The sequence below is a fragment of the Methylobacterium sp. Gmos1 genome (genome assembly GCF_053764715.1).
In genome coordinates this window covers 194735-210192 of record NZ_JBSNCC010000012.1, presented here as the reverse complement: position 1 = coordinate 210192, position 15458 = coordinate 194735, and the positions used below count along the sequence as shown (strand labels likewise).

The window sequence follows — 15458 nt, the reverse complement described above, 5'->3', positions numbered from 1 at the left end:
ACTTGCATGTGTTAAGCCTGCCGCCAGCGTTCGCTCTGAGCCAGGATCAAACTCTCAAGTTGAAGAGTTAGATCTCAGGCTGATCACAACATAAACGGAAGCACACAATCGACCGGCGTTTCCACCTGATCGTGTGAGCACCGAAACGTCAGACCAGCATCATCCTACTCACGACCGGTTCCGAAGAACCGACCCGCAGGGACGACGCCGTCCACGCTTCTCTTTCTCGTATGAACTTGTCAAAGAGCAGGCCGGAGCGATCCGGCGGTCATCAGAGACGACAAGACCAGCACCTGACCAAGGTCAGGCTCGCCGGCCCAGACTGTCTCGAATACGGTTCAGCGCCCGGGCCGCGGAAGCGGCCGGCGCCGATGGGTGGTCGTATAGGCCCCCGATTCGGCCCCGTCAACTCCTTTGTGAAGCTCTCGCGACAGACGCCCCCTCCCCTCCCGGTTTCAGGCAGCTAAGCGATGGCTGCGCGCGGCGGCGACGGCGCGGCCTCGGCCACCGCATGAGGCGGATGCGCGCCGTGCGGTGGTGCCAACCGCGCCACCGCGCTATGTTGCACCGCAACATGATGCGATGCCGGAGCGAGGCGATGGTCGAGCTGATACCCGTGGCGGAGGCGGCCGGATTCACGGCAGGGTGCCTCGCCATCCACGCAGCCCGGAACTGGGCCGAGATCCTGACGCCGATCCTGGCCTACCTCGTCTTCGCCCTGGCCGTCTGCCTTCTGATCGTCGCCGGCATCCAGAACGCGTCCGATCCCGACCAGCTCGTCGCGATGATGACCGAGGCGATGGCGACCTACTGAAGGCTCATGCCTCGGGCGACGCCTCGGTCTTGATCGCCTCGGCCCTGGCCTCCTCGGCGCATTTGAGGCAGAGCTGGCGCTTGGCGAGCAGGGCGGCGACCGCGTTCGCGCCCTCGAAGCTGACGACGTGGCCGCATTCGAGCACGTTGAGCACGCGCTGATCGGGATCGTCGCGCTCGCCGGAAGGATAGCAACGAATCGCCGTCACGCGGCGCATCGGGATCTCAGCCTGCATGGCGATGCCCTGGTACCTCGTCTCGGGGCGGCGGAAGGGCCGCGCCGCGCGGTCCCGGCTTGCGTGCCGGGATCGCGCCGGCCGCTCCATAGCACGGACGATTCCCCGGCGCATGGGGTCCGGGCCCGCGTCATGTCGCAGTGGTATGGCTGATGCATCACCGCGGCCGGCACGGGCGGCGCCCAGACGGCGATACCCTGTACGGGGATCGGCGCCGCCCCTACACCGGGGGCAAGGCCGGCGCCGCCAGCGGGTGGCGCAACCGGTTCGCGCATCAGGAGGACACGTCGCGGTGAGGGATTTCTCGAAGCCCGGGCGCTCGCCCGTCTACGCCGCCAACGCCGCCGTCGCGACGTCGCACCCGCTCTCGACGCTGGCCGCGATCGAGGTCCTGCGCGCGGGCGGCAACGCCGTCGATGCCGGCATCGCCGCGGTCGCGGTGCAATGCGTGGTCGATCCGCTGATGACCGGGATCGGCGGCGACTGCTTTGCCCTCTACGCGCCGAAGGGCGCGCGTACCCCGATCGCGCTCAACGGCTCCGGCCGCAGCCCGGCGGCGGCGCAGGATGCCTGGTTCCTCGAGCGCGGCATCACGCTGACCCCGACCTCGCCGCACAGCGTCACGGTGCCGGGCGCGGTCGCCGCCTGGGCCAAGCTCCTCGAGGATCACGGCACCCGCAGCCTCGGCGAGCTGTTGCAGCCGGCGATCCGCTACGCCGAGGGCGGCTATCCGGTGCAGCCCCGCGTCGCCCTCGACTGGTCGCGCAGCGTCGAGCGCGTCGCCGGCGATCCGGCCTCGGCCGCAAGCTACCTGATCGACGGCAGGGCGCCGGAGGTCGGCACGATCATGCGCCATCCCAAGCTCGCGGCGACGCTCCGGCGCATCGCCGATCAGGGCCCGCGCGGCTTCTACGAGGGGCCGGTGGCCGAGGACATCGTCGCGCGCCTGCGCGATCTCGGCGGCCTGCACACCCTCGACGACTTCGCCTCCGCGCAGCCCGAGGTCGTGACCCCGGTGACGACGCGCTACCGCGGCTACGACGTCTACGAGTGCCCGCCGAGCGGCCAGGGCCTCGCGGTGCTGATGATGCTCAACGTGCTGACGCACACCGACGTCGCGGCCCTGTCCGAACTCGACCGGGTCCACCTCTTCGCCGAGGCCTGCAAGCAGGCCTATCACCACCGCGATGCCCTCTTCGCCGATCCGGTGCTGAACCGGGTGCCGGTCGAGCACCTGCTCTCCGAGGCCTGGCGGGCGAGCGCCCACGGCGCCATCGACATGGCGCGCGCCCAGGAGCCGGTGATCTGGCCCGAACTGGCCCACAAGGACACGGTGTACCTGAGCGTCGTCGACCGGGACGGCAACGCGCTGTCGCTGATCAACTCGATCTTCCAGGGCTTCGGCAGCGGCATCACCGCGCCGGAGAGCGGGGTGCTGCTGCACAATCGCGGCCTGTCCTTCCGCATCGATCCCGGCCACCCGAACACGATCGGGCCGAGGAAGCGGCCGATGCACACCATCATCCCCGGCATGCTGATGCGCGACGGCGCGGCGGTAGCGCCCTTCGGCGTGATGGGCGGGCATTACCAGGCGATGGGCCACGTCGAGCTTCTCACGGGAATCCTCGACCGCGGCCTCGACGTGCAGGAGGCGCTCGATGCCCCGCGCAGCTTCGCCTATGGCGGCGGGATCGAGATGGAGCCGGGCTTCGCGCCGGACGTGGTCGCCGGCCTCGAGGCGCGCGGACACCGCATCATCCCGGCCTCCGGCCCGATCGGCGGCGGCCAGATCATCTGGATCGACCGGGAGCGCGGGGTGCTCGCCGCGGGTTCCGACCCGCGCAAGGACGGCAGCGCGCTCGGTTACTGAGGGGGATCGTCATGCCACTCGACATCGACGCCGCGGCCCACGCCCTGCTCGACGCCCGCCGCACCGGTGCCCGCCTCGACGCCCTTCCCGCGGGCGCCCGGCCGGGCAGCGAGGCGGAGGCCTACGCGGTGCAGGACGCGGTCGCCCGCGCGCTCGGCCCGGTCGCCGGCTGGAAGGTCGGCGCGCCGGGCGCCACCGCCAACCCGGCCCGCGCCGCGCTCCACGCCGACACGATCTTCGAGACCGACACGCTGCCGGCCTCGCTGTTCCACGTGATCGGGGCGGAGGCCGAGATCGCCTACCGCTTCGGCCGCGATCTGCCGCCGGAGGCCGGGTCCTACGACCGCGAGGCGGTGCTGGCGGCGATCGCCACGATGCATCCGGCGATCGAGATCGCCGATACGCGCTTCTCGGCCTTCGGCGCCGTCGATGCTCCGAGCCAGCGCGCCGACCAGCAGAACCACGGCGTGCTGGTGCTCGGGCCCGGGCTCGCGGCGTGGCGCGGCCTCGACCCGGTGACCCAGCGCGTCCGGCTCACCCTCGACGGCCGGGTCGTCCACGATCACGCCGGCGGCAACTCGGCGGTCGACCCGGTGCGCCTGCTGGTCTGGCTCGCCAACGAGGGCGCGCGGTCGCTCGGCGGGATCAGGGCCGGCCAGGTCGTCACCACCGGCTCCTGCACCGGCACGGATTTCGTGACGGCGCCGACCCGGATGACGGCGGAGTTCCCGGGGTTGGGTAGCGTGACACTGGCGATCGAGTGAGGAGGACGGTCCTCCCTTCCCGACCGGGGACAGGGGCCGGGGACGAGGGGTGCCGATCCGGACGGAAATCGGGGATGCGGATCTCGGGCGAGGACGAGGTCCGGGGCGCGGGCGCATCCGCGAGCCTTCGATGCGGGAACTTCGCCGTTCCCGCCGCGTCGACTCCTCGACACAGCTTCACCGCCCCGAAAGGGATCCCCTCCATGACCACCCGCCTCCTCGCGCCCCTCCTCGTCCTCGGGCTCCTCAGCCCCCTCCCCGCCCTCGCCCAGACCCTGCCGAGCGAGACCGGCACCGGCGGCGGGCCGGCCTCGACGATCCGGGCGCCCAACACCAGCGCGGTCGGCCAGACCGTGCCGAAACCGGGCGCCCTCGGGCCGGACGACACCGGCACCGTCTCCCCGCGCAACCGCCAGGAGGAGAAGCGCGAGGACCAGATCATGAAGGGCATCTGCATCGGCTGCTCGAAGTAGCGGCTCCAAGCGGGCCTGATCTGCATCCAGGGACTTCCTCGCACGATGGGACTTGCGGGGGACCGGCCGGCGGCGGCATGACGCGAGGCGATCGCACCTCGAAGAGTTCCCATGCCCGCCTATCGCTCCCGCACCACCACCCACGGCCGCAACATGGCCGGCGCCCGCGGCCTGTGGCGCGCCACCGGCATGAAGGACGCCGATTTCGGCAAGCCGATCATCGCGGTGGTGAACTCGTTCACGCAGTTCGTGCCCGGCCACGTCCACCTGAAGGACCTCGGCCAGCTCGTGGCGCGCGAGATCGAGGCGGCGGGCGGCGTCGCCAAGGAGTTCAACACCATCGCGGTCGATGACGGCATCGCGATGGGCCACGACGGCATGCTGTACTCGCTGCCGTCCCGCGACCTGATCGCCGATTCGGTCGAGTACATGGTCAACGCGCATTGCGCCGACGCCATGGTGTGCATCTCGAACTGCGACAAGATCACCCCCGGCATGCTGATGGCGGCGCTCCGCCTCAACATCCCGGTGGTGTTCGTCTCCGGCGGGCCGATGGAGGCCGGCAAGGTCCACCTCTCGACCGGGATCAAGAAGGTCGACCTTGTCGACGCGATGATCGCCGCCGCCGACGACCGCGTCACCGACGAGGACGTGCAGGTGATCGAGCGCTCGGCCTGCCCGACCTGCGGCTCGTGCTCGGGGATGTTCACGGCCAATTCCATGAACTGCCTCACCGAGGCGCTCGGTCTCTCGCTGCCCGGCAACGGCTCGGTGCTGGCGACGCACGCCGACCGCAAGCGCCTGTTCGTCGAGGCGGGCCACCTCATCGTCGACCTCGCCCGCCGCCACTACGAGCAGGACGACTTTTCCGTGCTGCCGCGCGCCATCGCCTCGATGACGGCGTTCGAGAACGCCATGACCCTCGACATCGCCATGGGCGGCTCGACCAACACGGTGCTGCACCTGCTGGCCGCCGCCTACGAGGGCGAGGTGCCCTTCACCATGGCCGACATCGACCGGCTGTCGCGCCGGGTGCCGGTTTTGTGCAAGGTCGCGCCGGCGGTCGCCAACGTCCACATGGAGGACGTGCACCGCGCCGGCGGCATCATGGCGATCCTCGGCGAGCTCGACCGGGCCGGCCTGATCGACACGTCCGTCGGCAACGTCGCCGCCGGCACGCTGAAGGACGCGCTGGCGCGCTGGGACGTCGCCCAGACCGGCAGCGAGAGCGTGCGCGAGTTCTACCGCGCGGCGCCCGGCGGCGTGCCGACCCAGGTCGCGTTCAGCCAGGCCTCGCGCTTCGACGAGCTCGACCTCGACCGCGAGGGCGGGGTGGTGCGCGACGCCGCCCACGCCTACTCGCAGGATGGCGGCCTCGCGGTGCTCTACGGCAACCTGGCGGAGGACGGCTGCATCGTGAAGACCGCAGGGGTGGACGCCAGCATCCTCACCTTCTCCGGCCCGGCCCACGTCTTCGAGAGCCAGGACGCGGCGGTGGACGGCATCTTAGGGGGCAAGGTCCAGGCCGGCGAGGTGGTGCTGATCCGCTACGAGGGCCCCCGCGGCGGCCCCGGCATGCAGGAGATGCTGTATCCGACGAGCTACCTGAAGTCGAAGGGGCTGGGCAAAGCCTGTGCGCTCGTCACCGACGGGCGCTTCTCGGGCGGCTCCTCGGGCCTGTCGATCGGCCACGTCTCGCCGGAAGCCGCCGAGGGCGGCCTGATCGGCCTCGTCGAGCAGGGCGACCGGATCGAGATCGACATCCCGAACCGCCGCATCCACCTCGCGGTCGATGCCGCCGAGATCGAGCGCCGCCGCGCCGCGCAAGAGGCCAAGGGCTGGCAGCCCGCGGCTCCGCGCAAGCGCAAGGTGAGCGCGGCGCTCCGGGCCTTCGCCAGCATGACCACCAGCGCCGCCCACGGGGCCGTGCGGAAGATCTGACCCCATGACGGTCGTGCGGCTGACGCCCCAGGAAGCCCGCCGGGTCGCCCTGGCGGCGCAAGGGTTTCATGCCGCACGACCGGCGGCGGTGGGACACCGGCACCTCGCCGCCGCGATCGACCGGCTCGGCCTGCACCAGATCGACAGCGTCAACGTCCTAGTGCGGGCGCACTACCTGCCGGCCTTCTCGCGCCTCGGCGCCTACGACACCGCCCTCCTCGACCGCCGCGCCTGGGGCCCGAAGCGCGACCGGCGGCTGTTCGAGTACTGGGCGCACGAATGCTCGCTCCTGCCGCTCGCGCTCCATCCGCTCCTGCGCTGGCGCATGGCCCGGGCCGACCGGGGCCAGGCCGGCTATACCGGCATGCGGGTCTTCGCGGGCGAGCGCCGGGCGGAGGCGATGGCGCTGCTGGCGCGGCTTCGCGACGAGGGCTCGCTCTCGGCCTCCGACATCCAGACCGGCCGGGCCGGCTGGTGGGAGTGGAGCGAGCCCAAGCGCATGCTCGAATGGCTGTTCTACGCCGGCCACGTCACCACCGCGACCCGGCGGCGCAGCTTCGAGCGGGTCTACGACCTCACCGAGCGGGTGATCCCGCCGGACATTTTTTGCCTGCCCGACGTGCCGGAGGCGGAGGCGCAAGCTCAGCTGGTTGCCCTCTCCGCCCGGGCCCTCGGGATCGCCACCACGGCGGAACTGCGCGACTATTTCCGCCTCGACGCCACGGACGCCGCCACGGCCATCGCCCGGCTGGTGGAGGAGGGCATCCTGCTCCCGGCCGAGGTGCCCGGCTGGCCCCCCGCCTACCTCCACCGCGACGCGAAGTACCCCCGCCGCATCCAGGCCCGGGCACTCCTCGCCCCCTTCGACCCCCTGGTCTGGGAGCGCGCCCGCACCGAGCGCCTGTTCGGCTTCCGCTACCGCATCGAGATCTACACCCCGGCGGCGCAGCGGCAGTACGGGTATTACGTGCTGCCGTTCTTGTTCGGGGAGGAGCTGGTGGGGCGGGTGGATCTGAAGGCAGATCGGGCTGGGGGGCGGCTCGTGGTCCATGCGGTGCATTGGGAGCCGGGGGTGGCGGAGGGCGCGCGGGAGGCGTTGGGGGTGGAGTTGGGGGTTTTGGCTGGGTGGTTGGGTTTGGCCGGGTATTCTCACAATATCATTGATTTTTAAAAAATTTATTGAATAAAATCGCTCTCTGGAGAGCGTCTAAAATGCATTAATAAAAAATTAATTTATTATCCAAATAATAACGGAATATTAGGTTGATGAAGATACATTCGAAATCTTCTCACCATTTTATGTTTTGTTTAGACTTGTCGGCGTGGATAATTGTCCCAGAATTTAGTATAAACACTCTCTTCCCGGATGCGGAATACAAGACTTGATGCAGGCATTCCAAGTAAGTTGCCGAATGGAATTAGCACCGAGTCCGAAAAAATGGGATCTCGCAATCCGCTCAGAGGGTGCGGACCTCGAATTATGATCTTCCTATCGGCATAATCGGAGAGCGTATACTCAACTAATCCGAATGAGTCCCTCCTTGTTTCAATCATCCAAAACGATTTTGGAATAAATCGATTTACATCTGCCGAATTTAAGGCCACCGCCAAGCGGGATTCGCAAGCAATAATTGTGTCTACGGACGGAAATTGATCTTCGTTACGATAATGATCAAGCCCATTCCGAATTTCTGCCAGCTTTGATCTCTCCAAGTTGGAGACCAACTCGTTGAATTTTTCTGCAAACTCCTTTAGTTGAGGCAAAGATGCATCAGCCCAAAGTTCCCAGTGTCTAAATAAGAACTGTTGATTGTTTGCACCAGCAAAGTGTGGGATTTCTTCGGATGGTCTCTCCGCATCTTTTCTGTCTTTCTGCGTCAATTCTGCCATCCAATCTGCTGCGGCGCGAGCATATACTAAAAGCACGCCTAGAACATTATTACCTTCAGCACTCCAAACGAACTCGCTATCGCCTATCTTCCGACTCTTGCCAAGCACTTCCGCAACCTGCGCAACCGCCTCTTTTGGCGTATATTGAAATATTGTGTCCACAAAGTGATCAGAAGATAGTATCCATACATTATAGGAAATAATTTCTTCAATAATATTTTCAAGAGAAACGAATACGTTAACACCCTTGCTTCGAATTGCATCCTTATCATCCTCCGTTAGAGAGGATCTATACTTTAGAGCCTCATCTCTAAATTGATTTAGTTGTTGATGAAGTCTAGAATATTTTGTCTCAAATCTTGAGGGAGAAAAACCGAACTTCCATAGCATTCTATCAATTAGCTGCTCTTCAGGCTCTTGCGGATCCAAAATCAGGTGCAGGTTTTTAGCAACTGCCAATGTAACAGGCCGGCTCGGAAGTATTAAATTTTTGATTGTCTCCCGAGGACCGTGATCGTTCATGTAATCGATTGGAGTGCCTGGACCGGCCGGACTATTACTTGCACCCTTATGGCACCTCCAAGATAGATCATCGATCTGTCCAGCACGATTATATTCTTCCCATACAGCAGAACATAGAAACAAAGCTGGATATTCGCGCTCGGACCTTACTCCAAAAATGCACAGGGCAGATGATTTATCAAACGTAGAAAGCTTTGGAGGCTTTGACTTAGGCAATCTAATTTCTGTTGCAGGAATTTTTATCAGTTTTTTGCGCACGGCGGAATCTATTAATGCAATTATCTCCGAGTCCGTCAGGGACAAAATTAACTGCAATTGAGCAGACGATGATATTTTTTTGGCAACGGCTTCAGGGCTGCCTTGAGCAGCGTCCTTTTGAACGCGCTGAAGCGTTGCTCTTAATATGGTCCCTGTCGCGCCCCGAAGAGCTTCTGATGCAAGCTTTTCTCTGTCTATTCCTGTAATACACTCCGCAATTAATACTGGCAGATCATAGTAATCCCTACCGTGCTGATCCGTGTCCCGCTCTGTAAGTCGCGCGAAAAAACCCTCCCATTCGGAGATACGCCCTTGCGATCGCGATAGGGCATTTTTTAGTTGCTGCGCTAGTGTATGGGCCCGCGTTGAACGACGACGCATTTTGACACTATGCAGCTTTCCACATCCAGTGTCCGTACAGTGCCAAAGGGGCAAACTCCGGGTTGGTGGCAGAAACCGACTTTCACTACTCTTCATAATGCCTAATGGGCCAGTAACAAAATTACCTACTTGATAAACACCTTGATCCGTATTGTCGATGAGCAAATCAACGCTGTCAACGTCCAGCAAATCTGGGCGATCTTCTTGCAATTCATCGTTAAATCGATCGTATAATACCCTGCCGAACCGCTCTGGTATCCTCAACGCTCCAGCCGCTATATCGATAGCCAGCACATTAGAAAGCTTGTCAGAACTCGATGAATGAACATCTATTAGCAAATCATGGTGGAAAAAATTATAAAGGAGCGCAAATGCTATCTCGTCCTCACTATATGGCTTCAATAAAACATCTATTTCTTTTAGAATACTCCGCCCATAATCTGAAGGCACAACAAATGAACTCCAACCACTGGTTGGTACAAAGTTTGCAACAGGAAGTGCTTCAGAGATAATTTTATGTAAGCTGTATAGAGAATGGGCATCACTAAGTTCACTGTCATTAAATTTATTATACAAATACTCTGCAACCTGCCTATTATCCTTGCGAGCCACAACCATAATTCCTCCCGAATTTGTAGCGAAACTATCCTAGTGTGTCCCAATCTATTACGAAAAATATCCCCCTTCTTTCGTATTGTCAATTATCTCGCCAAATATATTTAGTAAGTAAATTTTATAATAAATGCTTGATATATTTATGAATTTTCCACGTTATAATAAGTTGAACAATGATCATGCCGATTGCGGCAAACGTATATCATGATCAATATTTCTCTCAACAGGAAGACGGCGTATCAAATACTCAACTCACCTCCACCTGCACCACCCCCGGCACTGCCCGCAGCGCCCCCGCAATCTGCGGCGTCGCCTGGTACTTGCCGCCGAGCTTCACCTCCACCTCCCGCTCCCCGCCATCGAGGATCAGGATCAGCGACACCTCCCCCTCCCCGCGCACCTGCAACCGCTGCTGCACGCTGGAGATCGGGCGCTCGTCGCGCAGGTAGATCCGCATGCCCTTCTGGTGGCGGGAAGCGGCCTGGTCGAGGGGTTCGCAGGTCTGGATGCGGGCGCGCACGTCCTCGCCCTCGGTGCTGGCCTGGAGCTGGAGCACCAGGGCGGCGCCGGGTTCCAGCATGTCGCGGTAATGAGAGAGGCCTTCGGAGAAGATGATCGCCTCGAAGTGGCCGGTCTGGTCGGAGAGCGTGACGATGCCGAGCTTGTTGCCGGTCTTGGTGCGGCGCTCGGCGCGGTCGAGCACGCTCGCCGCGACGCGGCCGACCGTCGAGGTGCCGGCGCGGACCGAGCGGCAGAACTCGGCCCAGGTCTGCACCCGGAGCTTTTGCAACAGGTCGCCGTACTCGTCGAGCGGGTGGCCGGAGAGGAAGAAGCCGACCGCGTCGTATTCGCGCTTGAGCCGGTCGGCCATCGGCCAGTTCTCGTAAGCCGGGATGCGCAAAGCCACCTCGGCGGCGGCCACACCGCCGAACATGTCCATCATGCCGACGGTCTCGGCCTCGGCGGCACCTTGGGCGAGACGCATCATCGGCTCGACGGCGGCGAAGGCCTTGGCCCGGTCGGGCTCGATCGCGTCGAGGGCACCGGCGGCGACGAGGTTTTCCAGCGTGCGCTTGTTGACCTGCTTCGGGTTGAGGCGCCGGGCGAAGTCGCCGAGATCGCGGAAGGGTTTGTCGCCGCGGGCCTGCACGATCGCCTCGACGGCGGCGCGGCCGACGCCCTTGATCGCGGCCAGCGCGTAGCGGATCGCGCCGTCATGCACCTCGAAGGTGACGCCGGAGCGGTTCACGTTCGGCGGCTCGACCTTGATGCCGAGGCGCTGCGCGTCCTGGCGCAATTCGGCGAGCTTGTCGGTGTTGTCGATGTCGAGCGACATCGAGGCGGCCATGAACTCGACCGGGTAATTCGCCTTGAGGTAGGCGGTCTGGTAGGTGATGAGCGCGTAGGCCGCGGCGTGCGACTTGTTGAAGCCGTAATCGGCGAATTTTGCGAGCAGGTCGAAGATCTCGTTGGCCTTGGCCTTGTCGAGGCCGCGCTCGACCGCGCCCTTCACGAAACGGTCGCGCTGGGCGTCCATCTCCGCCTTGATCTTCTTGCCCATGGCGCGGCGCAGGAGGTCGGCGTCGCCGAGCGAGTAGCCGGCCAGGACCTTGGCCACCTCCATCACCTGTTCCTGGTAGACGATGATCCCAAAAGTCTCGGCGAGGATCGGCTCCAGCTTCTCGTGCGGGTACCAGTTCTTCTCGTTGCCGGCGTCGCGGCCGAGCTTGCGCTCGCAATAGACCGGGATGTTGGCCATCGGGCCCGGGCGGTAGAGGGCGACGAGGGCGATGATGTCCTCGAACCGGTCGGCGCACATCTCGACCAGCGCCTTGCGCATGCCGGCCGATTCCACCTGGAACACGCCGACCGTCTCGCCCTTGCGCAAGCGCTCGTAGGTGAGGGTGTCGTCGATCGGCAGCGAGGGGAGATCGACCTCGATGCCGCGCAGCTTCAACAGGTCGGTCGCGGCGCGGAGCACCGTCAGGGTTTTGAGGCCGAGGAAGTCGAACTTGACCAGGCCCGCCTGCTCGACCCACTTCATGTTGAACTGGGTCACCCGCATCCCGGTCTTCGGATCGCGGTAGAGCGGCACCAGCTCCTGGAGCGGCCGGTCGCCGATCACCACGCCGGCGGCGTGGGTCGAGGCGTGGCGGTGCAGGCCCTCGAGCTTCCTGGCGATGCTCATCAGGCGGGCGACGACCGGCTCCTCCTCGATCGCGCTCTGGAGCTTCGGCTCGCCCTCGATGGCCTGCGCGAGCGTCACGGGGTTGGCCGGATTCTGCGGCACCAGCTTCGTCAGCTTGTCGACCTGGCCGTAGGGCATCTCCAGGACCCGGCCGACGTCGCGCAGCACGCCGCGGGCGAGCAGGGTGCCGAAGGTGATGATCTGCCCGACCTGCTCCTCGCCGTAGCGCTCCTGCACGTAGCGGATCACCCGCTCGCGGCCCTCGACGCAGAAGTCGATGTCGAAATCCGGCATCGAGACGCGCTCGGGGTTGAGGAAGCGCTCGAACAGCAGGCCGAAGCGGATTGGGTCGAGGTCGGTGATGAGGAGCGACCACGCGACGAGCGAGCCGGCGCCCGAGCCACGGCCCGGCCCGACCGGGATGTCGTGCTCCTTGGCCCACTTGATGAAGTCCGAGACGATCAGGAAGTAGCCCGGGAACTTCATGTTGGTGATGACGCGGATCTCGTATTCGAGCCGGTCGCGGTAATCCTTCTCGGTCAGCCCCTCGGCCGGGCCGTGCTGGCGCAGGCGCTCGGTCAGGCCCTCCTCGGCCTGGCGGCGCAGCTCGGCCGCTTCGTCGGGGGCGATCTCCTTGGCCACCGCGGTCGTCGCGGCGGCCGCGAGAGCCTGCACGGCGGCACCCTCGGGCGTGCCCTGCGCCGGCGTCGTGAGGCTGGGGGCGCCGAAGCTCGGCAGGATCGGCTTGCGGGTGCGCGCCCGGCAGGCGCAGCGCATCGCGATCTCGACGGTGGCCTGGAGCGCGTCGGGCAGGTCGCGGAAGAGATCCGCCATCTCTCCCCTCGTCTTGAAGGCGTGGCGCGGGGTCAGGCGCCGGCGCTTGTCGTCGGAGACGAGGCGCCCTTCGGCGACGGCGAGGAGCGCGTCGTGCGCCTCGTAATCCTCGGGCTTGGCGAAGTAGGGCTCGTTCGTCGCCACGAGCGAAAGGCCGTGCCGGTCGGCGAGCCGGATCAGCTCGCCCTCGACCATGCGCTCGTCGGGCAGGCCGTGGCGCTGCACCTCGACGTAGAGCCGGTCCTCGCCGAAGGCGGTCTTCAGGGCCTCCAGCCGGGCGAGCGCCAGCTCGGCCCGGCCGGCGCGCAGCGCCGTATCGACCGGGCCGCCCATGCCACCGGTGAGCGCGATCAGCCCCCCGGCGCACTCCGCCAACGCCTGGGCGGAAACGCGCGGCACCTCGCCGATCTCGTTGTCGAAATAGGCCCGGCTCGCCAGGTGCAGCAGGTGGCCGTAGCCGGTCTCGTCCTTGGCGAGCAGCACGATGTGCGGGTGGGCGGCGTTGGGTTTTCCCCCCTCCGCCGCCTCGAAGGCGACGCTGAGCTGCATCCCGGCGATCGGCTGGATGCCGGAGCCCGCCGCCTTCTCGGAAAATTCGAGCGCGCCGAACAGGTTGTTGGTGTCGGTGAGCGCCAGCGCCGGCTGCCGGTCGGCGCCCGCCGCCTTGACGAGGTCGCCGATCTTCAGCGCCCCCTCCAGCAGCGAGTAGGAGGAGTGGACGTGCAGGTGGACGTAGCCGACGGGCTTCAGGATCTGCAAGGCGACTCACTCCGGCACTCAAGCCCGGCAGGATTCCCGGCGGAGGCTCACGAGTCACGACCCGGGGCGCATCACCGGGCCGAAAATCGCTGGGGATTCACCGCGGAATCCGCGGAACCTCCCCTTCCGTTGCCGCGCGGCAACGCCGGCCCCTCAGTGCAACGGCGCCAGCGCCACCGCCCACAGGACCACGGCGCCGGTGAGCAGGCCCATCGAGGCGACCTCCGTGACAGCGAGGAGGATCTTGCGTATGTTCATGGTCTGTCCCCTTTCGTCGGCCTAATCTTTGTTCCTGTTTTGTTCCAATTCAAAGAGGGATCGCGCCGGATCCGGTCGTGGTGGTGAACGGTTGGTTGACGGGCCCTGCGGCGGGGGCTTGCGGGATGGAACCCGGGGGTATGCCGCAGCCGCGTTGCGGGTCGGTCGTCCACGGCCTATCTAAGCGCAACCTTGACGGTGGGTCGCCGGCCCGCCGGGAGACATCGTTTTCTTGAACTAAGTACGAGGTGGCGCATGGCGCGCGACGTGTCCGACGCGACCCCGCTCAGCGCGCGGTCCGAGCTGATCGAGTGGTTTGCCGCCGGCGAGAAGCCGCACGACGCCTTCGCCATCGGCACCGAGCACGAGAAGGTCCCGTTCTACCGCGCCGACCTCTCGCCGGTGCCCTACGAGGGCGAGCGCGGCATCGAAGCGCTGCTCGACGGCCTGCGGGCGATCACCGGCTGGGAGACGATCGAGGATGCCGGCCGGGTGATCGGCCTCTCGGCGGTCGAGGGCGGGGGCGCGATCTCGCTCGAGCCCGGCGGCCAGTTCGAGCTTTCCGGCGCGCCGCTGCCGGACATCCACGCCACCGCCCACGAGCTGAGCCAGCACCTCGACGCGGTGGCCCGAGCCGCCGACCCCCTCGGCATCGGCTTCCTCACCCTCGGCATGAGCCCGAAATGGACTCAAGACGAGACGCCGGTGATGCCGAAGAGCCGCTACCGCATCATGAAGGGCTACATGCCCAAGGTCGGCAGCTTAGGCCTCGACATGATGCTGCGCACCGCGACCGTGCAGGTGAACCTCGACTTCTCGTCCGAGGCCGACATGGTGACGAAGATGCGGGTCGGCCTGGCCTTGCAGCCGGTGGCGACCGCCCTGTTCGCCAACTCGCCCTTCACCGACGGCAAGCCCAACGGCTTCCTGTCGCGCCGCTCCGAGATCTGGCGCGACACCGACCGCGACCGCACCGGCATGCTGCCCTTCGCGTTCGACGAGGGCTTCGGCTACGAGGCCTACGCGGACTGGCTGCTCGCCGTGCCGATGTACTTCGTCAAGCGCGGCGAGACCTACCACGACGTCAGCGGCGCCTCGTTCCGCGACCTGATGGAGGGGCGGCTCGACGCCCTGCCGGGCGAGCGCGCCACCGTCTCGGACTGGGCCAACCACGCCTCGACCGCCTTTCCCGAGGTGCGCCTGAAGCGCTTCCTGGAGATGCGCGGGGCCGATGTCGGCGACGCCAACATGATCGCCGCGCAATCGGCGTTCTGGACCGGGCTGTACTACGACCCCGCCGCCCTCGACGGCGCCTGGCAGCTGGTGCGCGAGCTGACGGCGGAGGAGCGCGAGACGATGCGGGCCGAGGTGCCGCGCCTCGGCCTCGACGCGCCGGCGGGCAAGAGGCGCCTGCGGGATCTCGCCCGCGACGCGCTGGCTCTCTCGGAGGCCGGCCTGCGGGCACGGGCGCGGCGCGACGCGCAGGGGCGCGACGAGACGCTCTACCTCGCGCCGCTCCAGGCCATCGCCGCCTCGCAGAGCCGGGCCGAGGACCTGCTCGCGCTCTATGACGGGCCGTGGAACCGCTCGGTGGATCCGGCCTTCGGCGCCTGCGCATTCTGAGGCGCCGCCCGCGGCGATCGTCCGGTGCGGCCC

At 65.5% G+C, this 15458-nt stretch carries 10 protein-coding genes and 1 rRNA gene; 7 read left to right on the top strand and 4 right to left on the bottom strand.

The features are described from left to right. Positions 1–62: ribosomal RNA gene (locus tag ACS5PV_RS21890) — 16S ribosomal RNA — on the bottom strand; the annotation flags it as partial. 536 nt (positions 63–598) lie between these two features. Between ACS5PV_RS21890 and ACS5PV_RS21885 the strand changes: the two genes are divergently transcribed. Then, positions 599–814, top strand: a complete 216-nt coding sequence (locus ACS5PV_RS21885) for a hypothetical protein (RefSeq protein WP_455397452.1) — start codon at positions 599–601, stop codon at positions 812–814. A 4-nt stretch (positions 815–818) separates the two neighbouring features. Here ACS5PV_RS21885 and ACS5PV_RS21880 read toward each other — a convergent pair whose 3' ends face one another. Next, positions 819–1049: a hypothetical protein gene (locus tag ACS5PV_RS21880; RefSeq protein WP_455397451.1), complete on the bottom strand. Its 231-nt coding sequence runs from the start codon at positions 1047–1049 to the stop codon at positions 819–821. A 292-nt stretch (positions 1050–1341) separates the two neighbouring features. Between ACS5PV_RS21880 and ACS5PV_RS21875 the strand changes: the two genes are divergently transcribed. The 5 genes from ACS5PV_RS21875 (at position 1342) to ACS5PV_RS21855 (ending at position 7268) form a co-directional block, all read left to right on the top strand. Continuing rightward, positions 1342–2919: a gamma-glutamyltransferase family protein gene (locus tag ACS5PV_RS21875; RefSeq protein ID WP_455397450.1), complete on the top strand. Its 1578-nt coding sequence runs from the start codon at positions 1342–1344 to the stop codon at positions 2917–2919. An 11-nt stretch (positions 2920–2930) separates the two neighbouring features. Next, complete coding sequence (locus tag ACS5PV_RS21870; RefSeq protein ID WP_455397449.1) at positions 2931–3683, top strand: 2-keto-4-pentenoate hydratase; 753 nt, start codon at positions 2931–2933, stop codon at positions 3681–3683. A 203-nt stretch (positions 3684–3886) separates the two neighbouring features. After that, complete coding sequence (locus ACS5PV_RS21865; RefSeq protein ID WP_455397448.1) at positions 3887–4156, top strand: hypothetical protein; 270 nt, start codon at positions 3887–3889, stop codon at positions 4154–4156. A gap of 111 nt (positions 4157–4267) precedes the next feature. Continuing rightward, entirely contained in the window at positions 4268–6097 is a 1830-nt protein-coding gene (ilvD, locus tag ACS5PV_RS21860; RefSeq protein ID WP_455397447.1) for a dihydroxy-acid dehydratase, read from the top strand. Between the two features lie 4 nt (positions 6098–6101). After that, complete coding sequence (locus ACS5PV_RS21855) at positions 6102–7268, top strand: winged helix-turn-helix domain-containing protein (RefSeq protein WP_455397446.1); 1167 nt, start codon at positions 6102–6104, stop codon at positions 7266–7268. Positions 7269–7405: 137 nt separating this feature from the next. On the opposite strand, the gene ACS5PV_RS21850 is transcribed toward ACS5PV_RS21855, so the two are convergent. Together ACS5PV_RS21850 and dnaE are read right to left on the bottom strand one after the other, a co-directional pair. Further along, entirely contained in the window at positions 7406–9760 is a 2355-nt protein-coding gene (locus ACS5PV_RS21850) for a hypothetical protein (RefSeq protein WP_455397445.1), read from the bottom strand. Between the two features lie 250 nt (positions 9761–10010). Beyond that, complete coding sequence (gene dnaE / locus ACS5PV_RS21845; protein WP_455397444.1) at positions 10011–13544, bottom strand: DNA polymerase III subunit alpha; 3534 nt, start codon at positions 13542–13544, stop codon at positions 10011–10013. A gap of 513 nt (positions 13545–14057) precedes the next feature. On the opposite strand from dnaE, the gene ACS5PV_RS21840 reads away from it, so the two are divergent. Continuing rightward, positions 14058–15425, top strand: coding sequence for a glutamate--cysteine ligase (locus tag ACS5PV_RS21840; RefSeq protein ID WP_455397443.1), 1368 nt, complete (start codon positions 14058–14060; stop codon positions 15423–15425). Positions 15426–15458 lie beyond the last annotated feature (33 nt).

Excerpts from the sequence above, each read along its gene's own strand:
- ACS5PV_RS21870 (WP_455397449.1), top strand. The coding sequence starts at position 2,931 with ATGCCACTCGACATCGACGCCGCGGCCCACGCCCTGCTCGACGCCCGC.
- ACS5PV_RS21840 (WP_455397443.1), top strand. The coding sequence starts at position 14,058 with ATGGCGCGCGACGTGTCCGACGCGACCCCGCTCAGCGCGCGGTCCGAG.
- ACS5PV_RS21865 (WP_455397448.1), top strand. The coding sequence starts at position 3,887 with ATGACCACCCGCCTCCTCGCGCCCCTCCTCGTCCTCGGGCTCCTCAGC.
- ACS5PV_RS21880 (WP_455397451.1), bottom strand. The coding sequence starts at position 1,049 with ATGCAGGCTGAGATCCCGATGCGCCGCGTGACGGCGATTCGTTGCTAT.
- ACS5PV_RS21885 (WP_455397452.1), top strand. The coding sequence starts at position 599 with ATGGTCGAGCTGATACCCGTGGCGGAGGCGGCCGGATTCACGGCAGGG.
- ilvD (WP_455397447.1), top strand. The coding sequence starts at position 4,268 with ATGCCCGCCTATCGCTCCCGCACCACCACCCACGGCCGCAACATGGCC.
- ACS5PV_RS21855 (WP_455397446.1), top strand. The coding sequence starts at position 6,102 with ATGACGGTCGTGCGGCTGACGCCCCAGGAAGCCCGCCGGGTCGCCCTG.